This is a genomic window from Rhodococcus sp. Ni2, assembly GCF_021352185.1.
GTDB classification, from domain to species: Bacteria; Actinomycetota; Actinomycetes; order Mycobacteriales; family Mycobacteriaceae; genus Rhodococcus_F; species Rhodococcus_F qingshengii.
Genome location: NZ_WOXZ01000001.1, coordinates 1,592,773 through 1,616,892, shown reverse-complemented (window position 1 = coordinate 1,616,892; position 24,120 = coordinate 1,592,773). Strand labels below are relative to the sequence as shown.

24 protein-coding genes are annotated in these 24,120 nt (G+C 62.8%); 16 read left to right on the top strand and 8 right to left on the bottom strand.

The features are described from left to right. Nucleotides 1-37: 37 nt before the first annotated feature. Complete coding sequence (locus GN300_RS08025; RefSeq protein ID WP_063315559.1) at nt 38-1,540, bottom strand: class I adenylate-forming enzyme family protein; 1,503 nt, start codon at nt 1,538-1,540, stop codon at nt 38-40. 137 nt (nt 1,541-1,677) lie between these two features. Between GN300_RS08025 and GN300_RS08020 the strand changes: the two genes are divergently transcribed. Further along, the gene (locus tag GN300_RS08020) at nt 1,678-2,358 is read left to right on the top strand and encodes a TetR/AcrR family transcriptional regulator (RefSeq protein ID WP_054187502.1); all 681 of its coding nucleotides are present in this window, start codon (nt 1,678-1,680) and stop codon (nt 2,356-2,358) included. A gap of 73 nt (nt 2,359-2,431) precedes the next feature. On the opposite strand, the gene GN300_RS08015 is transcribed toward GN300_RS08020, so the two are convergent. Then, nucleotides 2,432-2,908, bottom strand: coding sequence for a MaoC family dehydratase (locus tag GN300_RS08015; protein ID WP_003942878.1), 477 nt, complete (start codon nt 2,906-2,908; stop codon nt 2,432-2,434). Nucleotides 2,909-3,065: 157 nt separating this feature from the next. Between GN300_RS08015 and GN300_RS08010 the strand changes: the two genes are divergently transcribed. The 12 genes from GN300_RS08010 to GN300_RS07955 all read left to right on the top strand — a co-directional run bounded on the left by GN300_RS08010 (nt 3,066) and on the right by GN300_RS07955 (nt 15,280). Beyond that, nucleotides 3,066-3,887, top strand: a complete 822-nt coding sequence (locus GN300_RS08010; protein WP_007730822.1) for an SDR family oxidoreductase — start codon at nt 3,066-3,068, stop codon at nt 3,885-3,887. Next, complete coding sequence (locus GN300_RS08005; RefSeq protein ID WP_042446294.1) at nt 3,884-4,687, top strand: enoyl-CoA hydratase-related protein; 804 nt, start codon at nt 3,884-3,886, stop codon at nt 4,685-4,687. Before GN300_RS08010 ends, GN300_RS08005 begins: the two co-directional genes overlap by 4 nt. Next, on the top strand, nt 4,674-5,894 hold the full coding sequence (locus GN300_RS08000; protein WP_019745701.1) for an acyl-CoA dehydrogenase family protein: 1,221 nt from the start codon (nt 4,674-4,676) through the stop codon (nt 5,892-5,894). The genes GN300_RS08005 and GN300_RS08000 overlap by 14 nt, the downstream gene beginning before the upstream one ends. A 1-nt stretch (nt 5,895) precedes the next feature. Continuing rightward, complete coding sequence (locus GN300_RS07995) at nt 5,896-6,678, top strand: SDR family oxidoreductase (protein ID WP_063315560.1); 783 nt, start codon at nt 5,896-5,898, stop codon at nt 6,676-6,678. After that, complete coding sequence (locus tag GN300_RS07990; protein WP_039973187.1) at nt 6,671-7,705, top strand: phosphotransferase family protein; 1,035 nt, start codon at nt 6,671-6,673, stop codon at nt 7,703-7,705. The genes GN300_RS07995 and GN300_RS07990 overlap by 8 nt, the downstream gene beginning before the upstream one ends. 45 nt (nt 7,706-7,750) lie before the next feature. Continuing rightward, nucleotides 7,751-8,509 carry a 3-oxoacyl-ACP reductase FabG gene (fabG, locus tag GN300_RS07985; RefSeq protein ID WP_042446291.1) on the top strand — a complete coding sequence of 253 codons (759 nt, stop codon included), beginning with the start codon at nt 7,751-7,753 and terminating at the stop codon, nt 8,507-8,509. A gap of 34 nt (nt 8,510-8,543) precedes the next feature. Beyond that, on the top strand, nt 8,544-9,737 hold the full coding sequence (locus GN300_RS07980) for an acyl-CoA dehydrogenase family protein (protein WP_003943047.1): 1,194 nt from the start codon (nt 8,544-8,546) through the stop codon (nt 9,735-9,737). After that, nucleotides 9,734-10,831, top strand: a complete 1,098-nt coding sequence (locus tag GN300_RS07975) for an acyl-CoA dehydrogenase family protein (protein WP_063315561.1) — start codon at nt 9,734-9,736, stop codon at nt 10,829-10,831. The genes GN300_RS07980 and GN300_RS07975 overlap by 4 nt, the downstream gene beginning before the upstream one ends. Before the next feature lie 31 nt (nt 10,832-10,862). Further along, nucleotides 10,863-11,846, top strand: a complete 984-nt coding sequence (locus GN300_RS07970) for an NADPH:quinone oxidoreductase family protein (RefSeq protein WP_003943088.1) — start codon at nt 10,863-10,865, stop codon at nt 11,844-11,846. Nucleotides 11,847-11,925: 79 nt separating this feature from the next. Next, nucleotides 11,926-13,125, top strand: a complete 1,200-nt coding sequence (locus GN300_RS07965; RefSeq protein WP_063315562.1) for an acetyl-CoA C-acyltransferase — start codon at nt 11,926-11,928, stop codon at nt 13,123-13,125. Continuing rightward, a complete protein-coding gene (locus GN300_RS07960) occupies nt 13,122-13,907 on the top strand; it encodes a RhlG family 3-oxoacyl-ACP reductase (RefSeq protein WP_007730838.1) in 786 nt (261 codons plus the stop codon). The genes GN300_RS07965 and GN300_RS07960 overlap by 4 nt, the downstream gene beginning before the upstream one ends. A gap of 173 nt (nt 13,908-14,080) precedes the next feature. Beyond that, entirely contained in the window at nt 14,081-15,280 is a 1,200-nt protein-coding gene (locus tag GN300_RS07955) for a DUF4185 domain-containing protein (protein ID WP_063315563.1), read from the top strand. A gap of 6 nt (nt 15,281-15,286) precedes the next feature. Here GN300_RS07955 and GN300_RS07950 read toward each other — a convergent pair whose 3' ends face one another. From GN300_RS07950 to GN300_RS07925, 6 genes are all read right to left on the bottom strand, one after another. Continuing rightward, entirely contained in the window at nt 15,287-17,326 is a 2,040-nt protein-coding gene (locus GN300_RS07950; RefSeq protein WP_063315564.1) for a YhgE/Pip domain-containing protein, read from the bottom strand. A gap of 133 nt (nt 17,327-17,459) precedes the next feature. Then, nucleotides 17,460-18,056: an SRPBCC domain-containing protein gene (locus GN300_RS07945; protein WP_063315565.1), complete on the bottom strand. Its 597-nt coding sequence runs from the start codon at nt 18,054-18,056 to the stop codon at nt 17,460-17,462. Then, nucleotides 18,053-18,430, bottom strand: coding sequence for a helix-turn-helix transcriptional regulator (locus tag GN300_RS07940; protein WP_050655974.1), 378 nt, complete (start codon nt 18,428-18,430; stop codon nt 18,053-18,055). The genes GN300_RS07945 and GN300_RS07940 overlap by 4 nt, the downstream gene beginning before the upstream one ends. A 62-nt stretch (nt 18,431-18,492) precedes the next feature. Further along, nucleotides 18,493-19,176 (bottom strand): GntR family transcriptional regulator, encoded by a 684-nt coding sequence (locus tag GN300_RS07935; protein WP_019745689.1) that lies wholly within the window; start codon nt 19,174-19,176, stop codon nt 18,493-18,495. 36 nt (nt 19,177-19,212) lie between these two features. Beyond that, nucleotides 19,213-19,989 (bottom strand): aspartate/glutamate racemase family protein, encoded by a 777-nt coding sequence (locus GN300_RS07930; RefSeq protein ID WP_233405590.1) that lies wholly within the window; start codon nt 19,987-19,989, stop codon nt 19,213-19,215. A gap of 129 nt (nt 19,990-20,118) precedes the next feature. After that, nucleotides 20,119-20,622 carry a PASTA domain-containing protein gene (locus tag GN300_RS07925; protein WP_030536029.1) on the bottom strand — a complete coding sequence of 168 codons (504 nt, stop codon included), beginning with the start codon at nt 20,620-20,622 and terminating at the stop codon, nt 20,119-20,121. A 209-nt stretch (nt 20,623-20,831) separates the two neighbouring features. On the opposite strand from GN300_RS07925, the gene GN300_RS07920 reads away from it, so the two are divergent. From GN300_RS07920 to GN300_RS07910, 3 genes are all read left to right on the top strand, one after another. Then, nucleotides 20,832-21,458: a type 1 glutamine amidotransferase gene (locus GN300_RS07920; RefSeq protein WP_082845747.1), complete on the top strand. Its 627-nt coding sequence runs from the start codon at nt 20,832-20,834 to the stop codon at nt 21,456-21,458. A gap of 119 nt (nt 21,459-21,577) precedes the next feature. After that, on the top strand, nt 21,578-22,747 hold the full coding sequence (locus tag GN300_RS07915) for a DUF4185 domain-containing protein (RefSeq protein WP_050655976.1): 1,170 nt from the start codon (nt 21,578-21,580) through the stop codon (nt 22,745-22,747). 22 nt (nt 22,748-22,769) lie between these two features. Continuing rightward, nucleotides 22,770-24,032 carry a response regulator transcription factor family protein gene (locus GN300_RS07910; protein ID WP_063315568.1) on the top strand — a complete coding sequence of 421 codons (1,263 nt, stop codon included), beginning with the start codon at nt 22,770-22,772 and terminating at the stop codon, nt 24,030-24,032. Nucleotides 24,033-24,120: the final 88 nt, after the last annotated feature.

The following is a 24,120-nucleotide window of genomic DNA, read 5'->3' as shown; positions in this document are numbered from 1 at the left end:
AACCCCGGCGAAATCTCGCCGGGGTTCACCTGTGTTTTCAGTTCTGCTTCTGGGCGAGGAGTTCGGTGCGGTCGATCGATCGCTTGAGGATCTTTCCCGTCGAACCCTTCGGGAGCGCGTCGATGAACTGGACGACCCGCGGAATCTTGTAGGCGGACAGACGTTCCCGAGCCCACGAGGTGACGTCATCTGCTTCGAGGTCGGAGCCTGGGCGCACGGCCACCACCGCCGCAACCTCCTCGCCGTAGTAGTCGTCGGGTATACCGATCACCGCGGCCTCGATGATGTCGGGGTGCTGGTAGAGCACCTCTTCGACCTCGCCTGGATAGACGTTGTATCCACCGCGGATGATGAGGTCCTTGACGCGGTCGACGATGCGAAGGTCACCGTCGGCGTCGGTCTCGCCGAGGTCTCCGGTGCGGAACCATCCGTCGTCGGACAGGACGGCGGCCGTGTCGGCCGGGCGCTTCCAGTAGCCCTTCATGACCGTCGGTCCTTTGATGAATACCTCGCCCACTGTGCCTGCCTGGCAGACATTTCCGTCGTGATCACGGACCTCGACCTCGGTGCGCGGTACGGCGCGGCCGGTGTATCCGATCTTTGCGACGCGGTCGATGCTGTTGAAAGTTCCGAATGCGCTCGTCTCGGTCAGGCCGTAGCCCTCGAGGATTGTGCAGTTGAACCGTGCTTCGAAGGCGCGAGCGACTTCACCGGGAAGTGATGCGCCACCGGAGATTGCGATCCGCAGTTGTTCGAAGTCGGAGCTGTCCACGTCGGCTGCGGCGTGCAGCATGGCATTCCACATGGTGGGGACGCCCGCCATGATGGTGAGCTTGTCCCGACGCACCAGGTCGAGCATGGCGGCCGGGTCGAACCGGGCGAGCAGGGACAGTGATCCGCCGCCGGTGAAGGTTGCCATCATCACCGAACCCTGGCCGAAGATGTGAAAGAGCGGCAGTCCGGTACCGGTGCGGTCCGAGGGATTTCCGCGGCTGCTCTCGGCGCCGATCTCACCGGCAGACAACAGATTCCCGACCGTCAGCTGAGCGCCCTTCGGACGTCCGGTGGTACCGGAGGTGTAGAGAATCGCCGTGGTGTCCGCTGTGTCGCGGTCGACCACCGTTGCCGGTGGATGGTCGGCCTTCGCCGATTCTTCGGTGAGCGTCCACACCGGGACGCCGCGCGCACTCCCTGCATCCTGAACTGCGGGACCGAGCTGGTGCCAGGCGATCGCCAGCGAAATCTCGGCGTCGTCCAGTACGTACTCGACTTCGGGTTGCGCCGACATCGTGTTGATGGGCACCACGACACAACCTGCAGCCTGAATCCCCATGTATGCCACGATGAATTCAGGCACCGACGGCGCCGCGAGCAGAACCCGGTCGCCGATGCTCAACCCTTCGTCGCGAATGCGGCCGGCGAACGCCAGAGACGCGTCGTGAAGCTGTCGGTATGTCCAATGACTATCCGTGCCGCGAATTGCAATATTTTCCGGAGTGGCTTCCGCGTGACGGGTCACCGGGTCGAGAACGCTAACCATGGTTCTGCCTTTCGGGAGGAATCGACCGATTGTGTGTCCTGGGTCTCACCAGAGCGTACACTTGAATCCGGCGTCAACATCGAGTCTGCTGGGATTGTCCCGAAAATGATGTTGATCGGAAGGATGAGGAGCGCACCGTGCTCGACGACGAATCGCGAATTGCCGCCTTACCGGTGGCTCCGCCCGCGCTGCTCCGGGATCGACCGACCACCGAGCGGGGGACACGCACGCGTGCGGCATTGGTTGCTGCTGCCCGTAAGGTTTTCGAGCGCAGTGGCTATCTCGATGCACGTTTGATCGACATCGCAAAAGAAGCCGGTTGCGCGACGGGATCGTTCTACACGTACTTCGCGAACAAGGAAGAGGTGTTCGCCGCCGTCCTCGAGGTCGCGCGAGACGACATGATGCACCCGGGCATGGGACGCGTTGCGAGCGCGGACGATCCGTACGCCGTGCTCGAGGCAAGTAATCGAGCGTATCTGGCCGCGTATCAACGCAATGCGAAGTTGATGGGGCTCATGGAGCAGGTTGCTCACATCGACCCGGAGTTCCGGAAGTTCCGCAGCGAGCGTGCCAATGCGTTCATACGCCGTAATGCCCGCGGGATCGCAGATCTGCAGTCCCGCGGCATCGCGGACACGGCGCTGGATCCGATGACGGCGTCGATTGCTCTGTCCGGCATGGTGAGTCGACTCGCCTACAGTCTGTTCACCCTTCGTGAGGGTGAGGTGGACGGGCGTTCACCGGAGTTCGATCAGATTGTCGCCACTGTGACCGATCTGTGGGCGAACGCTCTGAAGTTCCCCGACCGTCTCTGACGAGGTGGGCCGCCCCGGCTGCATCGATGTTCGAGCGGCCGGGCGTCCCAGTCTCGGTTCAGCTCTTTTCGGTTCAGCTCTTTTCGACGACGCGAGCGACGGATTCGGCGACCACGACGGGCTTGTCGGAACCCTCGCGCTCGACCACCTGGCTCATCTTCACTTGGATTCCGCCGGGCAACTGCTCCGCGGACACGACGGTTGCGCGCATGCGGACCCGGGATCCCACGGGAACGGGAGCGGGGAAGCGAACCTTGTCGTAGCCGTAATTGAGGCTGTGGGCGAAGCCGTCGAAGTGGATGAGTTGGTAGGAGAACTGGGGTCCCAGTGAGAGGCTGAAGAGTCCGTGCGCGATCGTGCTGCCGAGCGGGCTCGATGCGGCTCGTTCCGGGTCGACATGAATCCACTGATGATCGTTTGTGGCTTCGGCGAACGCGTTGATGCGCTCCTGGGTGATGTCGTACCACTCCGTCGGGCCAAGTTCCTGGCCGATGAGCTTCTCGAGCTCGGCGAAGGTGGACGGGCGGACGGGCAATTGGTTTTCAGTCATCGTTATCCCTTTACTCGCAGTTCAGGAGGACGGAACGGGCCGTTCGGGTGACCGTCGCGATTCGACGGTTGAAACTGACGCCGGATTCAACTATACATGAGGGGAGACGTGGATCACTGTCAGCGCGTAGGTATGACGCAAGCGAGAGGAATCGCTCATGAAGGTTGCCCAGAAGGTAGCAATTGTCACCGGTGGCGGCGGGGGAATCGGCGGTGCACTGGCCGAGCGACTGGCTGCCGAGGGTGCTCGCGTCGTAGTGGCTGACCTGGACGGGGCAGCAGCTTCGGCAGTAGCAGAGGCGATCAACGCGGAGCGTCCCGGAGCGGCCGTGTCTGCCGGTGGCGACGTCTCCGACGAGACGGTCATTGCGGGCCTGATCGCGCAGGCGGAAAAGGAATTCGGCCCGGTCGACCTCTACTTCGCCAATGCCGGCGTTACCGGTGGCATGGGCCTCGACATCAGTGAAGACGTCTGGGACACGACGATCGACGTCAACGTTCGCGCCCACATTCGCGCTGCCAGGCTCCTCGTCCCCGGCTGGACGGAGCGCGGGGAGGGCTACTTCATCAGCACGGCCTCTGCGGCCGGCTTGCTCAGTCAGGTCGGGTCCGCCGCGTACTCGGTGACCAAACATGCCGCGGTCGCGTTTGCCGAGTGGCTCTCGATCACCTACGGAGATCAGGGTGTTCGCGTCAGTTGCCTGTGCCCGATGGGCGTCAACACCAAGCTTCTCTACGAAGGTGAGAACTCCGGCGATCCGGTCGGCAAGGCCGCAACCGGAGCCGTGCTTGCGGCAGGCAATGTTCTCGAGCCTGCCGAATGCGCCGAAATCGTTCTTGCGGCAGTGGATGCCGAAGAATTTCTCATCCTTCCGCACAGGAACGTGCTGGACATGTACCGGCAGAAGGGCGCCGACTACGACCGTTGGCTGCGCGGGATGCGCCGGTACCAGGCGTCGCTCCTCGCGGGAACACGATGACCGAGGAACTCGTCCTCTCCGAGCAGAGAGGAGCGGTGCTGGTTCTGACATTCAATCGGCCCCGCGTTCTCAACGCGTGGACCAACGAGCTCGAAGATCAGTACTACGACTTTCTGGCCGTGGCAGACGAAGATCCCAGTGTCCGAGCAATTGTTGTCACCGGCTCCGGCCGAGGATTCTGCTCGGGTGCTGACCTCGGCAATTTGAAGAACGTCGGCGAAGTCTCCGAAAGTGATCTTGTCCGGCCGCGAGACCGTCATTTCCCGACCACCATCCGCAAGCCGCTGATCGCCGCCGTCAACGGCGTCGCTGCCGGGCTCGGAATGGTCGAGGCTCTGTACTGCGACGTTCGTTTCGGTTCGAGCGCAACACGATTCACTACCGCGTTCGCGCGTCGAGGCCTGATTGCGGAGTACGGCATCTCCTGGATGTTGCCCCGCTTGGTCGGGCACAGTCGAGCAGTCGATCTTCTGCTTTCCAGCCGGATGGTGGACGCCGACGAGGCGTACCGCATCGGTCTGATCGACCACCTGGTCACCGGCGGTGACGTTCTGGATGCGGCGATTGCTTACGCCGAGGACATCGCGGCGAACTGCTCGCCGACGTCCCTCTTCGTCATCAAATCTCAGATGAGTGCCGACGCGCACTCGACCTTCACCGATTCCGCCAGGCGTGCGGAATCGCTGATGCTGAACGCATTTCACGGCCCGGATGTCGTCGAGGGTGTCAACAGCCATCTCGAACATCGAGCCCCCAATTTTCCTTCCCTCTCTGTCAGGAGTTCACATGTCAGTGTTTGAGTTCTCGGATCGCACCAAGAAGTACCAGGCCGAACTGCTCGATTTCATGGACAAGCACGTTTACCCGGCCGAAGCGGTCTACGAAGAGCAGATGCGTGAGTCCGGTAACCCGCACTTTCAGCCGCCGATCATCGACGACTTGAAGAAGGAAGCCAAGGCCCGCGGGCTGTGGAACCTCTTCCATCCCCATCCCGAATGGGGCCCCGGCCTGACCAACCTGGAATACGCACCGCTCGCGGAGATCATGGGCCGCAGCCACCTGGCCTCCGAGGCCACCAACTGCGCCGCTCCGGACACGGGAAACATGGAGGTGCTCACGCTCTTCGGCACCGACGAGCACAAGGAGAAGTACCTCAAGCCGCTTCTCGAAGGCGAAATTCGTTCCGCTTTCGCGATGACCGAGCCCGAGGTTGCCAGCTCCGACGCCACCAACATCCAGCTCCGTATGGACCGTGACGGCGACGAGTACGTGCTGAACGGCCGTAAGTGGTTCGCTTCCAACGCCTTGCACCAGAACTGCAAGGTTCTGATCGTCATGGGTAAGACCGACTTCAATGCCGCCACCCACCGTCAGCAGTCGATGATGGTCGTGCCGATCGATGCTCCCGGCGTCACGATCCTGCGCAACCTGCCGGTTTTCGGCTACCAGGACCGCGAAGGACACGGCGAGATCACTTTCGAGGACGTGCGCGTCCCGGCCAAGGACATTCTCGCCGGTGAGGGTGAAGGATTCGCGATCAGCCAGGCCCGCCTCGGCCCCGGCCGCATCCACCACTGCATGCGTGCAATCGGAATGGCCGAGCGCGCACTGGAACTGATGTGCAAGCGCGCATCCACCCGCATCACCTTCGGGAAGCCCGTCAGTGACAACGCGAATATCCAGGACTGGATCGCCGAGGCTCGTATCGACATCGAGATGGTTCGACTCCTCACGCTCAAGGCCGCACACATGATGGACACGGTGGGCAACAAGGAAGCGCGCACCGAGATCGCAGCCATCAAGGTTGCGGCACCGAACATCGCGCTCAAGATCATCGACCGCGCCATCCAGGTTCACGGCGGTGGCGGCGTCACCGACGACTTCCCGCTCGCGATGGCTTACGCCCACATGCGCACCCTTCGCCTGGCCGACGGCCCGGACGAGGTGCACAAGCGCGCCATCGCCAAGCAGGAACTGCGCAAGTACCGCGAAGTCAAGGCGAACTGACATGGCAGGACTGGATCTCACCGGTAAGACGGCAATCGTCACAGGCGCATCGCGGGGCATCGGCCTCGCGACCGCGCAGGCGATTGCGGCGGCGGGCGGAAACGTCGTACTGACTTCGCGCTCACAGGAATCCGCAGATGCGGCTGCCGCGCAGGTGAACGGCAACGCGATCGGCGTCGGCGCTCACGCGGCGGACGAGGATGCTGCACGCAAGTGCGTCGAGCAGACGATCGAGCGTTTCGGCAGTCTCGACATCTTGGTGAACAACGCGGGCACCAACCCGTCGTTCGGGCCGATCATCAACCAGGATCACTCGCGCTTCGCCAAGACTTTCGACGTCAACGTGTGGGCTCCAGTCCTGTGGACCGGCCTCGCAGCGCGGGCCTGGATGGGCGAGCACGGTGGTTCCGTGGTCAACACCGCTTCGATCGGCGGCATGGCGTTCGAGGCGGGAATCGGTACGTACAACGCGTCGAAGGCTGCTCTGATCCACATCACCAAGCAGTTGGCGCTCGAGTTGTCACCGAAGATTCGTGTCAACGCCGTTGCGCCGGGAGTGGTGAGAACCAAACTCGCCGAAGCTCTGTGGAAAGAACACGAAGAAGCGGTGTCCGCGTCGACTGCTCTCGGACGCATCGGTGAACCCGAGGACGTGGCCGCTGCCATTGCCTTCCTGGTTTCGGATGCAGCCCAGTGGATCACCGGCGAGATCATGACCATCGACGGTGGCCAGTTGTTGGGTGACGCACTCCCGTTCCGGCAGGGAGCGTCCGTCGGTGGCTAGCGTCGGAGTAGTGGGACTCGATACCGAAGCGGTCACCGGGTGGATCGCAGGCCTGGGGATCGACTTTTCCGGGCCGTTGTCCTTCGATCGAATCGGCTTGGGGCAGTCGAATCTCACGTACCTGGTTCGCGATCAGGACGGCAATCGCTGGGTGCTACGACGCCCACCGCTGGGGCATCTGCTGGCCTCGGCTCACGACGTGGCGCGTGAGGCTCGAATCCTGAGCGCTCTCGAATCCACCGACGTGCCTTCGCCGCGAGTATTCGGGTTGACCGAGGATCCTGCCGTCACCGAAGTTCCGCTGCTCCTCATGGAATTCGTGGACGGCGAAGTGGTGGACCGAATGCCACTTGCGGAGGCGTTGTCGGAAGATCGTCGCCGGGCAATCGGAATCTCGCTCGCTCAGACGCTGGCGAAGATACACGCCGTCGACCTCGAGCAGGCAGGTCTCGACGACTTGGCAAGTCACAAGCCCTACGCCGCGCGGCAGCTGAAGCGGTGGGGTGGTCAGTGGGAACAGTCGAAGACGCGGGAATGCCCTGATCTGGACGATCTCACCCGACGCCTGATTGCAGCCCAGCCGGATCACACTGAAACCACGTTGGTGCACGGCGACTTTCACCTACGCAATGTGATCACCTCGGCGAGCAACGGCGAAGTTGTCGCGGCCCTCGACTGGGAACTGTGCACACTCGGTGATCCGTTGGCGGACGTCGGAAGCTTGTTGGCGTACTGGCCGGCGGCTGGTGAGAATACCGGCGGCGATTTCCCGGCGTCGGCACTCCCGGGATTCCCCTCGCGAGAGGAGATCTCCCGGATCTATCTCGAGGCCACCGGACGGGATCCTGCTGCGCTGAAGTTCTGGCACACGTTGGGACTGTGGAAGATTGCCGTGATCGCCGAGGGCGTGATGCGTCGCGCCCGCGACGAACCGCAGAATGCCGCCGAGAGCGGAACTCCCACCGTGGAACGTATTGACGCCTTGGTCGCCAAAGCCAGGGAAATTGCAGATCAGGCCGGGATCTGACGAGATCGTCCGGTGTCCGTCGAATCACGAAAGTATGGAGGGCCAGTGAGCCAGGAACGCAGAACCGCAATTGTCACGGGTGCAGCACGCGGAATCGGTGCGGCAGTAGCGAAGCGACTGTCGGAAGACGGTTTTGCCGTCGCCGTGCTCGACCTCGACGAAGCGGCGTGTGCCGGAACCGTCGACGCGATCAAGGCCGCAGGCGGACAGGCGCTGGCCGTCGGCGCTGACGTCTCCGACGAGGCTTCGGTCGCCGCAGCGGTGGATCGTGTGGCCGCAGACCTGGGTGCACCTACCGTGCTGATCAACAATGCCGGTATCACTCGCGACAACCTTCTGTTCAAGATGAGTGTTGCCGAGTGGGATTCGGTGATGAACGTCCACCTGCGCGGAGCGTTCCTCATGTCGCGTGCGGTGCAGAAGTACATGGTGGAAGCGAAGTTCGGCCGCATCGTGAACCTCTCGAGCACGTCGGCTCTCGGTAATCGTGGACAGGTCAACTACTCCGCTGCGAAGGCCGGAATGCAGGGCTTCACCAAGACATTGGCCTTCGAGCTGGGCAAGTTCGGCGTGACCGCGAACGCTATTGCCCCCGGATTCATCGAAACCGAGATGACCGCCGCAACGGCCGAGCGCATGGGCGTCGGCTTCGAGGACTTCAAGACCGCTGCCGCTTCGCAGATTCCGGTCAATCGCGTCGGACAGCCCGAGGACATCGCGCACACCGCGTCGTTCTTCGTCAGCGAAGGCGCAGGCTTTGTTTCCGGTCAGGTCGTCTACGTCGCCGGTGGACCGAAGGACTGACCGTCCGCTCACCGCTCGAACCGAAGGAATGGGCATGGCTTTCGACGAAGAGGCAGTATCGCGTGATCTCACCGAGAAGGTGAACACGCTTCTCGCGGAGAACGATCCGAACAGCGTGTCGGTATCGGACTTCCTCGGCGCACGATTCGACGCCGGACTGGCGTGGGTTCATTTCCCCGAAGGTCATGGGGGACTCGGTGTACCGCAGAGCTTTCAGCGTCAGGTGAACGCTCAGCTGGAGGCCGCCGGTGCACCGGGCCCGGCCACCGGCAAGAACGGGATCGGACTGGGCATGGCGGCACCGACCATCGCTGCCTTCGGCACCGAGGAGCAGAAGCAGAAGTTCCTGCGCCCGTTGTGGACTGCGGAGACGGTCTACTGCCAGCTGTTCAGTGAACCGGGCGCAGGGTCGGACCTCGCGGCCGTTGCTACCCGCGCCGTCCGCGACGGCGACGACTGGATAGTCAACGGGCAGAAGGTATGGACGTCGGGCGCGCAGAATGCGCAGCTGGCGATTCTCGTGGCCAGGACCGATCCGTCACGTTCCAAGCACGCGGGTCTGAGCTACTTCATCTGCGACATGACCGACCCGGGCGTCGATGTCCGGCCGCTGCGTCAGATCACCGGCGAGGCCGAATTCAACGAGGTATTCCTCACGGACGTCAGAATTCCGGACGCCAATCGCCTCGGAGCCGAAGGCCAGGGGTGGAAGGTTGCGACCACCACCCTGAACAACGAGCGTGTTGCCATCGGTTCGGGCGCACCGCGTGAGGGAGGCATGATCGGAAAGGTCGCTCAGGCCTGGCGTGACGAGCCCGAGCTGCGTAACCCGGCGATGCACGACGAGTTGATGCGGCTCTGGACCGAATCCGAAGTTGCGCGTCTGACCGGTGAGCGACTGCGCCAGCAGCTCGCCGCCGGCCAGCCCGGCCCCGAAGGCTCGGGAATGAAGCTCGCGTTTGCCGGTTTGGCCCAGCAGATTTCTGGATTCGACCTCGAACTGCACGGCGAAGCCGGTCTGCGCTACGACGACTGGACGCTGCGTCGACCGGATTCCGTCGACTTCACCGGGCGTGAACCCGGATACCGGTACCTGCGAGCCAAGGGCAATTCGATCGAGGGCGGAACGTCGGAGATCCTGCGCAACGTCATCGCAGAACGTGTACTCGGGTTGCCGCCCGAGCATCGCGTCGACAAGGACATCGCCTGGAAGGACTTACCCCGATGAGCGCCGATCTGTTGTACTCCGAGACCGAACAAGATCTGCGAGCCAGCGTCAGACGACTGCTGAGCGAGCGCGCCGGCGCCGACACCGTGGTCACGGCGTACGACGACGTGTCCGCCGACTTCACCGGGCTGTGGAAGTCGCTGGCGTCGGAACTCGGTTTGGCGGGACTGCTGGTACCCGAAGAACTGGGCGGGGCAGGTGCGTCGACGCGTGAGGCGGCGGTCGTGATGGAGGAGATCGGACGTGCGGTCGCTCCCGTTCCGTTCTTCACCAGCGCTGTGCTGGCGACCACGGCGTTGCTGAAGGCCGGCGAGACCGAGGTGCTCGGTCAATTGGCGGCGGGGGATTCGACGGCTGCTCTGATCGTCCCGTTGTCCACTGCACCAGGAACTTTCACACCCACTGTCAAGGCAACGGCGAGTGGACTCGTCGGCAGCGTCACGACGGTTGCCGGCGTCGCCGAGTCCGATGTTCTTGTTGTTCCGGTTGCCGGTGAGAGCGGTCTGGAGCTGCATACCGTTCGGATCGCCGACGCCACCGTCACGCCGGTTCTGTCCCTGGACATGACGCGCCGATTGGCGGACGTCGAGTTCTCGGGGTCGTCGTCGGTCCGTGTCGACAGCGGCAACGCGGCGCAAGCGGTTGAGGAAGCGTTGCTCTGCGGAAGCGCACTGCTGGCGTCCGAACAGTTCGCTGTAGCTCAGTGGTGCCTCGAAACGACTCTCGCGTATGTGAAGGAGCGCAAGCAGTTCGGCCGGGCGATCGGTTCGTACCAGGCGATCAAGCACCGCCTCGCCGATCTCTGGCTCGAAGTCAGCTCTTCGGGAGCGGCAGCACGATATGCGGCGGACACCTATGCACGCGGCGACGAAGATGCGGCGATCGCAGCGACGGTGGCCCAGGCATTCTGCAGCGGCGTCGCGGTTCATGCTGCGGAGGAATGCGTCCAACTTCATGGTGGTATCGGAATGACGTGGGAGTATCCGGCGCACCTGTACCTCAAACGGGCGAAGAGCGATCAGCTGTCGCTGGGAACCGCGTATCAGTATCGGGCACGCCTCGCCGAGTTGGTCGACCTCCCGATCTCGTCCTGAAACTCACCCACTATCTGTCTGGAGAATTGCTGTGAAGGCTTGGCGCGTCAACGAACTCGGTCAACCCCGCGATGTGCTCGCGTTGGAGGAGACCGCGGATCCCACCCCGAATGCGACGGAGATGTTGGTCAAGGTGCTGGCGGCTCCGGCCAACTTCCCCGACGTCCTCATGTGCCGGGGTGAGTACCAGATCAAGCCGCCGCTGCCCTTCACACCCGGTGTCGAACTGTGTGGTGAAGTGGTCTCGGTCGGTGAATCGGTGACCAAATTCGCAGTGGGAGACCGGGTGATCGGTAATCCGAGTCTGCCGTCCGGCGGATTCGCCGAGTACTCGGTACTGGATCAGAACAACACGTTCCCGGCGCCGTCGGCTCTCGACGACGCGGAAGCATCCGCTCTGAGCATCGGCTATCAGACAGCGTGGTTCGCTCTGCATCGCCGCACCCAACTGCTCGAGGGTGAGACGTTGTTGGTCCACGCTGCTGCGGGTGGTGTCGGTAGTGCGGCAGTGCAACTCGGCAAGGCGGCAGGCGCCAAGGTGATCGGTGTCGTCGGCGGCCCGGACAAGGCCGAGTACGCGCGCAAGCTCGGCGCAGACCTCGTCGTAGACCGTCACAGTGAGGACTTCGTGGCAGCGGTCAAGGAGTTCACCGGCGGCAAGGGCGCCGACGTGGTCTTCGATCCGGTCGGCGGCGACGCATACGCGAAGTCCACCAAGTGCATCGCCTTCGAGGGACGGATCGTCATCATCGGCTTCGCCGGTGGCACGATCCCGCAGCCGGCACTCAATCACGCTCTCATCAAGAACTATTCGATCATCGGACTGCACTGGGGGCTGTACAAGGCCTACAACCAGCAGGCCATCGACGACTGCCACGTCGAGCTCACCAGGCTCGCCGATGCCGGCTTGGTCAAACCACTGATCAGTGAGCGGTTGTCGTTGACGGACGTTGCCGACGGTATCGGTCGCCTCGGCGACGGCACCACTGTCGGTCGCGTCGTGTTCCAGCCCTGATTCTTGCTGTGCGCCTTTATTAACCCCCGGCGGTTAATAAAGGCGCACAGCACTTCGTGTTCGACGAAAGGATTCCCCGATGAGGCAAGCTGTCATCGTTTCCACCGCCCGTACCCCGATCGGTAAGGCGTACCGCGGCGCGTTCAACAACACTCAGGCTCAAGAGCTTGCTGCACATGCCATTTCGAATGCAGTTCAGCGCGCGGGCCTCGAGGGCGGCGAGGTCGAGGACGTCATCCTCGGCGCCGCGCTGCAGCAGGGCTCTTCCGGCGGCAACGTCGCGCGGCAAGCGGTACTGCGGGCCGGGCTTCCGGACTCGGTTTCCGGAATGACGATCGACCGTCAGTGCTCGTCCGGTCTCATGGCCATCGCAACCGCAGCCAAGCAGATCGTGGACGACGGAATGCAGATCGCGGTCGGCGGCGGAGTCGAATCGATCTCGTTGGTCCAGAACGATCACATGAACAACTTCCGCGCGGCTGATCCGTGGCTGAAGGAAAACAAGCCGTCGATCTACATGCCGATGCTGCACACGGCCGAGATCGTCGCCGAGCGCTACGGAGTCACCCGCGAGCAGCAGGACGAGTTCGCGCTCGTCTCCCAGCAGCGGACCGCAGCGGCCCAGGACGCAGGTCGGTTCGATCTCGAGATCGTCCCGCTGCCCTCGATCAAGCAGGTGCAGGACAAGGAGACGGGTGAGATCCGCAGCGAGTCCGTGACGCTGACCCGCGACGAAGGCAACCGCGCTTCCACCGCGTTGGAAGGGCTGTCGAGTCTGCGACCGGTTCTGGCCGACGGGACTGTCAGTGCTCATTCGTCCATCACTGCGGGCAACTCGTCTCAGCTCTCCGACGGCGCTTCGGCGTCGGTGCTGATGGAGGCAGGCGAGGCGCAACGCCGCGGGTTGGCTCCTCTCGGTATCTACCGTGGCATGGCTGTCGCGGGTTGCGCTCCCGACGAGATGGGCATCGGACCGGTGTTCGCGATTCCGCGTCTGCTGGATCTTCACGGCCTGAAGGTCGACGACATCGATCTCTGGGAACTCAACGAGGCCTTCGCCTCTCAGGCCCTGTACTGCCGCGACAAGCTCGGGATCGATCCCGAGAAGTACAACGTCGACGGCGGCGGTATCTCTGTCGGCCATCCGTACGGAATGACGGGCGCTCGTCTGGTCGGCCATGCTCTTCTTGAAGGAAAACGGCGCGGAGCCAAGCTCGTGGTGGTGACCATGTGCATCGGCGGCGGTATGGGCGCTGCCGGGCTTTTCGAGGTCGCATGAGCTTGATCGAGGGACTGTTCGACGTCAGTGGCAAGACCGTTGTGGTCACCGGTGGATCACGCGGCATCGGATACATGATCGCTCGCGGGTTTGTCGAAGGCGGAGCGACGGTCGTCATTTCGGCCCGAAAGGCCGAAGCCTGTGACGAAGCCGCGCGAGAGCTTTCGGAGTTCGGCACCTGCATTTCGCATCCGGCCGATCTGTCCACGGACGAGGGGGTCGAGAGCCTCGCTGCGAAGGTCGCCGAGATTTCGCCGACGCTCGACGTACTGGTCAACAACGCCGGTGCCACGTGGGGAGCTCCCGTCGACGATTTTCCGGCCGCAGGCTTCGACAAGATTTTCGACATCAATGTCAAGGCAATCTTCCTCCTGACGCAGAAGCTGTTGCCGCAGTTGCGGTCTGCAGCCACGGCGGAAGATCCCGCGCGCGTGATCAATATCGGATCGATCGACGGACTCGTGGTGTCGGGTTCGGAGAACTTCTCGTACGGAGCCAGTAAGGCTGCGGTGCACATGTTGACGCGCAAGCTCGCGGCAACGCTTGCGGGGGAACAGATCACGGTCAATGCCATTGCGCCGGGCCCGTTCCCGTCGAAGATGATGGCATTCCTCCTCGAGGACGAACAGAGTGCAAAGGCTGTGGCGGACTCGGTCCCGTTGGGCCGGGTCGGAACTCCCCAGGATGCCGCAGGTCTTGCCATCTTCCTGGCTTCACGTGCCGGGGCTTATCTGACCGGCGCGGTGATTCCACTCGACGGCGGTGCGAGCGGAGCGCGCTGACCTACTGACTGATCTTCTCTGTCCGAAAAGGCCTGAAAGTCTGAACTACTATGGCTTTCAGGCTTTTTCGCGTCTTTGTCTGATTGGGTTATCTGTGACTGCAGTTGCTAGATTGTCCGAGGTTCGGGGGGAACGACGACGACAACACCAACAATCCCGGCCATGGGGGAGTCATGTTTCGCGCGGGGAGATCGTTGGGGGTGTTCGGGGTAGTTGCTGCTCTGGCAGCTGCTGCCGTCACGGCGGTGGCTTCGCCGGCGATGGCTGCGCCGGGCTGCGTCGGAGTCAGTGGCGTCGGTAGTAGCGGTGGTCCGGCCAATGCGGCGCCGTGGCTCAACGGCAACACCGGAGGGTTGCCAGGTCTGTCCGGTCGTACTACCGCGATCGAAAAGGTCACCGGCACATACAGTCCAAACAAGACCGTTGATCGCTTCAATGTCCTGGGTACCGACCTGGGCATCATGTGGGACAACGGTGCGGGGCAGATTCTGACCGCTTTCGGCGATACCACCGGGCTCAGTCGTAACCCCGGCTGCGACGGTTTGGTGGGCGAGTGGCGAAGCAATGTACTCTTCCGCAGCTCGGATCGGGTACTGGCCGACGGTATGCGCATCGACAGCGCGCCGATGGACGGCACAGCTCAGGCGCGTGAGATCATTTCCGGTCTGAAGATTCCGGGCGTCGAGGCCTCCAGCATCCCCACGAGCGGCATCGCAGTGAACGGTGTGCAGTATCTGAGCTACATGTCGGTGCGCAACTGGGGCGAGGCCGGGCAGTGGAGTACAAACTACTCACAGATTGCTACCTCCTCGGACAACGGCGAGACGTGGACCACTCGTCCGGAAACTCTGCGCCCCAACATCGGTGGGGTTCTTCCCACGGGTGTCGCCCCCGTCGCCGGTAGCGAGAACTTCCAGATGAGCTCGATGGTGAAGGACGGCGGGTTCGTCTACAACTACGGAACCCCCGCGGGACGATCCGGCGAGGTTCGACTTTCTCGCGTGCCCGAGGGGGCGATCCTCGATCTTTCCGCCTACGAGTACTGGAACGGAAACGGCTGGATCCTTGCCGATCCCGCTGCGGCCGTACCCGTCATGGACGGCCGCATCGGGGAGATCTCAGTTCAGTACAACGAGTTCCTCGGCAAGTTCGTGGCGATGTACGCCGATGCGTTCAGTTCGATCGTGATGCGAACCGCTCCCAGTCCGGTCGGTCCGTGGACGGCACCGGAAACATTGGTCAATCTGGTCGAGGTTCCCGGTATCTACGCCGCATACATCCACCCGTGGTCCAGTGGTTCGGATCTGTATTTCCTTGCCACCACGTGGGCCGACTACAACGTCATGTTGATGCGTACGACGCTCGTTCGCTGATCCGGCTCACGCTTGCGTTTGCTGGAGGTACACGATCTCCTCGGTGATCGGCGCGTCGTCATCGGCGTCGGTCGGCGGTTCTTGTCGGCGGCGCCACCAGATGGTGAACAGGACGGCTCCGATCACCAAGGCAGCCAGAGCGATTACCGCCACCCAGAATTTCGGGCCGTAGTATCCGACAAGGACCATGCGCATGGCGTTGCGCGCCCACGTGAGTGGCATCAGAGCGTGCAGCCACTGCAGAACCGTCGGCATCTGTTCGATGGGGTATACCGCGCCGAAGGCGAAGATCTGAATCATCAAGGCGCCCAAAGCGATGAAGGTTCCGTTGACGGCACCGAACACAACGGTGAAGAGCCTGCCCGAGCTGACCGCGGCGGCACCCACCAGGATCATCACTGCGATCATCGCCAGAACACTAGGTGGTTCGACGTTTGCCACGGTCAGTGACACCACCGACAACACGAGCGCCGCGACCAAGGTGACCAGGGCGGGAATGCGGTAGCGGCGCAGCCCCTCACGTACCACGCTGGTGTGCGAGTTCAGTGAACGTCCGCGTCGTGGGCGGACGACGAACCACGTGAGAATTCCGCACAGGAACAGTGCCACTGAGATCACGGCAGGGACGGCTCCCGGTCCGAAACCGGCTGCGGGATAGTTGTTCCGCGCGTCGACGGCAACCGGGGACGAGAGAAGATTGGCCGTGGTGGCGCGCTCGTCGTCCGTGAACTGCGGCACCTGGGCGGCACCGTCGGACAAACCGGTGGCGAGTTCCGCGCTGCCCGCGTCGAGCTCGCCGACGCCGGCCGATAGCTGCCCGAGACCGTCACGGAGCGCAATACTTCCAGTGTCCAACTGCCCCAGCCCGGTGGAAAGTTCCTGTGCACCGGTAGCGAGTTGGCCTGCACCGTCGGACAGTTGGCCCAGGCCGGTGTTGAGTTCACCTGCACCGGCCGCGGCGGCAAGGAGCCCACCACGGTAGTCGCTGCTCGGATCAGTGAGCTGCCGCGAGATTTCCCGCGCGCCGTCGCGAAGCTGGCCGAGCTGACCGATCACGTCGTCGTCCGACGGTTGTGCAGTCAGGGAAGCCCGCAGTCCACCCAGGGCTTCGACGAGTCCGGCGGAGACCGGATCGGCCGAGTTTCGAAGCATCGACGTGAGGGCGTCGATCTGACCGACGACGGCGTCCGAGGACCCCGCGAGGTCGAGTACCGGGGTGGTGACCATGTCGACCACTTCGCTGATCTGTCGGGCGCCTGCGCCGAGTTCGTCGGTGCCCCCGACCAACTGGTTGAGTCCGCTGCTCAGCTCGCCCGAGCCTGCAGCAGCTTCGCCGGCTCCGGCAGCCAGCTCGCCGGCTCCGGCGGCCAGCTCCTTGCCGCCCTGATTTGCTTCGCCCATGCCGGTGGCGAGTTCCTTGCTTCCAGCGTAGAGCTCGTCGGTTCCGGCAAGCGCTTCGGAGGATCCGTCGGACAGCTGTTGCGCTCCTGCTGCTGCTTCACCGAATCCTGTTCCGAGTTCACCCAACCCGACCAGCACCTGGTCGATGGACTGCTCGCCGATCGACTCGGAGACCGCAGAGCGCACCTGAGCGATGATGCTTTCACCGACCGGGCCGGCGACCAGACTGTTGTAATCGTTGTACAAGACGTCGAGTTCGGCCTTGCGGCCCGAACCCGATGCGGCACTGGCCACATCCGCGCTGAAAGTCTTCGGAATGACGACAGAGAAGTAATAGGTGCCGTCGTTGACGCCGTCGGCGGCTTCCTGTTCCGAGACGACCTTCCATGCAACGTCTCCGCTCTCGACGAGTGCGGCAACAACTTCATCGCCGGCTTGCAGACGTGTTCCGTCGAGTTCTGTGCCCGCATCGGCGTTGACGATGGCGACGGGCAAGCGGTTGACCGTGTCGCCCGGATCCCACAGTGCCCACATGTAGAACGCCGCAATCGACAGCGGTGCGATGACGAGGACAGCGAGAACTGTCCGGATGATGTGCGTGCGTCGCGTCGTGGCCGCGTTGTCGACTACGGGTTGTGGCGCCATGTGGAGCTCTCTTCTCGTGGACCGAAGCAGGTGTGGCACGAAAGGAAGCCACCAAAACTGCTGGACATACGTCCAGCTCGGTCACGATACAAAGCAAACGGCCATCCTGTGACCGTTTTCGAAGAATTGGGCGTTATCGGTCGCCGTGCTCTGCCTCGATCTTTGCCCACTCCCACCCTCGGAAGTTGGCCAGACGAAGCTCCTCTGCTTCGTCGAAGGTGTACCACTCGGTGCTCGGCGCATCAGGGAGAGTGCCGCGCAAGTATTCGCCCAGGTAGTGAAGTGGGCCTTCCCAGCCGGTTCCGACGCCGTAGCAGCCGGTGTCAGGGTCGTTACGGAAGACATTGGCGACGGAGGCGTGCTCCAACTCGAGCCAGGTGGCGTCGGGACCGTCTGCAGTCAGCCGGATCTCGACCTGATCGCTGTATCCGCGATCGCCGGGCGGTGTCCACTGCAGTCGCAGCAGGTGTGGGGCGTCGCAGGCCAGGATCTCGCCACTTGCCTGGCCTGCGAAGGCGTACGAGCCGCCCACCTGGAAGTCTCCGCTCACCGGAAGGAAGAAACGGTTGATGCGGTCAGGGGTCGTGATGGCGTCCCAGACGTCGTCGACCGACGCGTTGTAGCGGCGCTTGAGTACGGCTGTTCGAGCCGAACCTTCGGCGATCTCGCGGTTGCCCATGCTCCGCTCTACCGCGGTGAGGCTGGTGTCCTGGTTCGCGATCTCGGTCATTGTGAGTCTCCTTCGTCGGAAGAATTCGGTTGTGAAGATCTGCTCCGCTTCGAGCCGCGTCGTTTCCCGCGTGCGAGTTCTGTGGCCAATGCGTCGAGAGGACCGCTCCAGAACTGCCGGAATCCGTCGAGCCATTGGTCCACTTCTTGCAATGGCGCGGGCTCGACGGCATAGAGACGCCTGGTGCCTTCGCTGCGGACGGTGGCGAATCCGTTTTCTCGGAGCACTCGCAGGTGCCCGGACGCGGTCGGTTGCGAGATTCCGAACTCCGCTGCCACGACTTCGGCGATCTGACCCGCCGAGCGCTCGCCGCTGGACAGGAGTTCCATGATTCTTCGCCGAACTGGGTCTCCGAGAACGTCGAACGCATGCACCAGTCATTTATATCGGCAATGGCCAATATAGGCAAGCGCCGAAACTTGTATTCGGGCGTCGGTCAGTCCGAGAGCGCGAACTCGTCGGCGTCGAAGAGTTCACCGATCAGCCCGCCGAGATGGCGTCGATGTTCGGCCGACAGTGTCGCTGCCGCCTCGGCATCGTGGTCTGCGCACAGCTCGATCAGCTTGTTGTGATGGTCGACGGAGTCCTGGCTGCCGAGAAGGCTCGAGAACTTGCGGTAGTAGATGCGGTGAATTTGTGGGTGAACCTGGTGAATCAGCTTCTTCAACAGCGGATTTGCCGCAGCGTCGATGATGACGCTGTGTAGGCGATCGTCTGCGGTCAGGGCTCGGCCTATGTCGTTTCGTTTGACGGCGGCAGCGAAGTCCTTGTTGGCCGAACGCATCGCCCCGATCATCTCGTCGGTGAGATTCGGTACAGCGGTGACGACGGCCAGTTGGTCGAGAGCTTCGATGACTGCGAGTGTTGCCTCGACGTCGCCGCGGTCGAGGGTGGTGATGCGCGTGTACGCACCAGGTTTCGCTTCCACGAGTCCGGTGTCGACCAGCCTTGCGAGCGCTTCGCGGACTGGAGTTCTGCTCAGTCCCAGATACTCGGCGAGTTCGCTGTCCTTGATCTTCGAGCCCGGCGCCAGTTCACCGGTGACGATCGCTTCGCGAATGCGTTCGAGAGCGATGTCGCTCATTCGTGCTCGCTCAACCGGTTTACCGCCACGCAACATACTGGATATCGTACTCTGCAGCCTCCCTGCTGCAGGTCAGCCCGAAACGACCATCGAAGGGTGTCTCCGGGCATCCGCAACCCGCCGGAGCAGAGCGCGGGCGAGAATTGTTGCCGGATCGATGATCTGACAGGTTGTGGCGTCGGCGGGCAGTCCGAGCGGAATCTCGGTGCATCCGGCCACGACGACCTGCGCGCCCGATTCGACGAGAAGATCAGCGGCCCTGACGAGTTTGTCGGTGGTCTCGTCTCCGACGTTGCCACTCTTGATTGCTCGGATCGCCGGCATCACCAGTTCGTCCTGGATCGCAGGTCCTGGCACCAGGACGTCAATCGAGTATTCCGACAGCCATTGTTGATATAACCCGGTGCGGACCGTCCCCGTGGTGGCCAACAGTCCGACGGATGTGACGGCGGGTGAGAGCGTCCGGATGTGCCGAGCAACTTCGTCGATCATGTGGACGACGGGAAGTCCCAGTTGGGATGAGATGGCGGGCAGGAAGGCGTGGGCGGTATTGCATGGGATGGCGAGCGTCGTTGCGCCCGACTCTCGGAGGACGCGCGCACCTCGGAGCAGCCAGGGGGTGGGGTCCGGGCCGTCCTCGGTGAGTGCCAATGTCCGGTCGGGAACCGTGGGATCGGCCCAGATGACAACTTTGGGGTGCTCCTGATCCGTCGAACCTGGCGTCAGGGCAACGAGTTTGGAGTAGAAGTCCGCAGTAGCGGCCGGCCCCATGCCTCCGAGTATTCCGATGACGGGTTCGCTCATGGACGCCGGAGAGCTGGCGCTCTGCCGTATTCGTGGCACCTTCATGCTGCAATCCAACCTTTCGCATCCAATATATTGGATACTAGTAATGTTGACTACAGTGAAGGAGGTCGGAGGTAGTTGTCAAGTAAGGCGCAGTGTTCCCGGAATTGCGAAGTTCGAGAACTCAGCCGATCAGCAGGGGTTCGGTTCGCCGATCTTCACGGCCGAGAGCACGGCTTCGATTTCCCCGAAAGGACTTCCGGCAGAGGGTGTCTGATCGACGACAATCCAGTTGGAATCGACCAGTTGGCGTCGACCCGCGCCGGTTGCGTCAGCACTTCTGGAGAAGAAGACTCCGGCCGACTGAATGGTGTCCTGTGCGTCTTGAAGATTCATGCACACGACGTTGGGCATGACCGCGGGAGCTGCAGCGGGCGTCACTTCCGCGGCGACTGGGGTCGTGGCCAGTGGAGAATTCGTCGTACCGATCACCGAGGTGGTCAATGGAGCCTGAGTCGTCGTGGGTTGAGTTGTCGAGGTTGCAGTGGTGGTCGCGGTGGATGTTGATTCGGCCTCGCTGTCGGTGCTTGTTCCTGAGCACGCGGCAAGTGACGCCAAGGCGAATGCGCTGAGTCCGATGCGAACGGCAGTTGAGGGCGGGCGAATCGATGTCGAAAAGAGGTGTGGTGCTCGCACAGACGTTCCTTGTCGGTAAAGGGGCGATGAAAGCGGAGATTCGAGCGCAGAGCACATCCGACGCCGTCGATGTGCCTTATGTCGAATAGAACCATAGGCTTTCGGCACCGGATTCGAGAGGAATTGCCTACATGCATTTTCTGGAACTACGACACGCGCAGTGTGAACCCCCAGCGGCGTATTCGCCTGTCCTGGAGAGCTACGGAGACGTGCAGACTGTTCTTCTGGGCACCGACCCGCTTCCGGCACATCGACGGTTCGACGCCGTGATCGTGATGGGCGGGCCGATGGGCGTCGGCGATCAGGGCGAGGTCGAGTGGTTGGCATCCGAGATCGAATACATTCGCGATCTGGTCGAGAGCGACGTCCCGGTGTGGGGAGTGTGTCTGGGTTCGCAGTTGCTCGCCGCGGCGCTGGGTGCTCGCGTCTACACGGGCGCTGTGCCTGAAGTCGGAGTTGAGGAGATCACCTTGACTGTCGAGGGTCGGCAAGATCCCGTGTGGGGAGATCTGCCCTCCACATTTCCTGCAATGCAATGGCATTCGGATACCTTCGACATTCCGAACGGCGCGGTGCGGCTCGCTGGTTCAGCCAAGTATCCGAATCAACTCTTCCGATACAAGCAGAGTTACGCCGTTCAGTTTCACCTCGAAGCGTCCTCCGCGGTGGCGCGCGAATGGATGGAACTGGCCGAGTACCGCGATTCGCTGCATGCTTCGCTGGGAGCGGACGGTACGCGCATCTTCATGCAGCAGTTGAGTGCAGCCGAGTCGCAGGGGCTCGAGATTGCCGCAGCCGTGATGGAGAAATGGTTGAAATCCATCTCCACCGAATAAGCCCGTTTTGTCCTGATTGACCGATTTACCTGTTACCTTGTGTTCTCGTGGGTGGATGAACCGATCCGGTCGAGCAACACACCTCGTAGAGTCCGGATCTCCCCCGCGAAAGGGGAGCGATGCGCCGGATGCGGAAGATATCGACAGCAGCAGTGACGTGTGTACTCGCGTCGACCGCGGTCTTGGGGGCGACCCAGGCCAATGCATCCCCGTGGGATTGCAATGTCACCGGGAGCTTGGATCAATCAGGTGGGCCGACCAATCCGATTCCCTGGCTCAACGGCACGGATGGCAAACTGCCGGAATTGCAAGGCCGCACCTCGGCGGTCGAGTACATCACGGGCGCGCTGAGCCCCAACCAAACCGTCGAGCGGTTCAACGTTCTCGGCACGGATCTGGGCATCATGTGGGACAACGGCGCAGGTCAGGTCCTGACAGCTTTCGGTGACACCGTCGGTATCGGATCTGACCCTCTGTGCTCCGGGGTGGTCGGCGACTGGCGCAGCAACGTCCTGTTCCGTAGCTCGGACGGAAATCTGTCCGACGGCATGAACATCGACTCCTCACCGACCGACCGACCGAATCACTCGCGCGAGATCATCGGAAGTCTGAAAGTCACCGGCGTCGAAACCAGCAGCATTCCGACGACGGGTATTTCGGTGGGTGGCGTTCAATACGTCAATTACATGTCGATTCGCTCGTGGGGAGGGTCGGGCGAGTGGGTCACCAACTTCTCGCAGATCGCGTCCTCGCACGACAACGGTGAGACCTGGCAGATCGAACCGGCCTCCTCCCGGCCCAATCTGCCGTTGACAGGTAACGACAACTTCCAGATGGGGTCCTTCGTCAAAGACGGTGGTTACGTCTACAACTTCGGCACCCCCGCCGGACGCTTTGGCGAGGGGCGTCTCTCGCGAGTCAAGGAAGCCTCCATCGCGGACGTCGCGGCGTACGAATACTGGGACGGAAAGGCATGGGTCCCCAACAATCCTGCTGCCGCTGCAGTAGTTCTCGACGGGGATGTCAGCGAACTGTCGGTGCAGTACAACAACTATCTCGGAAAGTTCGTCGCGATGTACTCCAACGAGTGGGGAGCGCTGGTGCTGCGGACGGCCTCGGACCTGACCGGCCCGTGGAGCGCACCGGACGTCGTGATCGGCACCGACGCGGTTCCGGGACTCTACGGCGCGTACATGCACCCCTGGTCGCAGGGGCAGGACCTCTACTTTCTCGCCACCACGTGGTCCGACTACAACGTGATGCTCATGAAGACCACGCTGCACCAGTGAACCGGATGGTTATCGTTGAACGGTGAGCACCACCGACAATGCGCTACTGATCACCGCCCTTCGAGACGTGTTGGTGGGACCACTTCCCGAAATCGGCCGACGATTTTCGACGTTGATCGCGGACATGGCGCCGCACACCTCTCTGGTGATCTTCACCCGTGAATGCACCGGTAGGCCGCGCAAGGTTGCCGGGGATCCAGCTGTCGTCGATCGTGTGACCATCGCCGAACTCGACCGTATCCGTACGGATCTCACTGTCGGACAGATATTTCGGGGAAAATGCGCTATCGCCGGCCGAGACCGTGAAGCGCTCGCGATGCTCGATCGAACAGACACCCTACTCATGCTGACGCCGCACCCCGGACCGGTGAAGGCGGCATCCCTCGAATTGATCCAGGCACTGTTCGCGGTGACTGCAACCGGAATTCAGCTCCAGGTGCGGAACGCGAGTCCGGCATATCTCGCCGAGTCGCGGGCAGCGTCGTCCGAGCGTGCACGCACCGTGGCAGAGATGACGGAGGTGCATGCGGCCACCCTCGAGACGATGCTGGCGACGCTGCGCTCGGCGGATCTCGACGACACGCGTGCTCGAACCTCGGCCAGGGAGACTGCGGCTTCGGCCCTGATCGGCCTGCGTTCGGCCGTCGACGTGCACCGCGAGTTGGCCGAGGAGTCGACCACCACCGCTTTTGCGCGGATGCGTGGGGAATTGCGTTCGCTGCTCAAGCATCGGGAAATCGCGTTGGAGTTGGTGGAGCCACCCGTCGACGGGCGTGGGTTACCCGGTGAAGTGGCGCACGGCGCCCGCGCGGTCGTCCGCGGCGCGGTCTTGGCCTTGTCGGATCAGCAGACGCTCTCGCGAATCCGGGTGGCCTGGACCCTCGACGCGGCTTCGCTCTCGATCGACATCCGCGACGACGGTGGTGGTGAAGCCGACGTGATCGACGTGGAACGCCAATTACGTTCGAGGGTAGAGACTTTGGGTGGAACCGTCGAATCCGAGTCGACGCCCGGGTGGGGGAACCGGATCAGCGCAACCATCCCGCTCGACGCGCCCGTCGCCCTACCGAACCGCGACGTCCTGACGGAACTGGCTCCGCGGGAGTTCGAGGTACTCGAGCATCTGGTGGCCGGACGGCGCAACAAGGCAATCTCGGAGCGACTCGGCGTCAGTGAGAGCACAGTCAAGTTTCATGTTGCCGGGGTCCTGCGAAAATTGGGCGTCGAGAGTCGGGGTGCGGCGGCCGCCGCGGGCGCCGAGGCCGGCGTGAAGCCTGCACCCTAGTCCTTTCGGCCAGGTCGGTCAGTCAGTTCGACCAGGGTTGCGGGCACCTACTTCGGGCTAACCTTTCAACGAGTGCACATATCGCAAT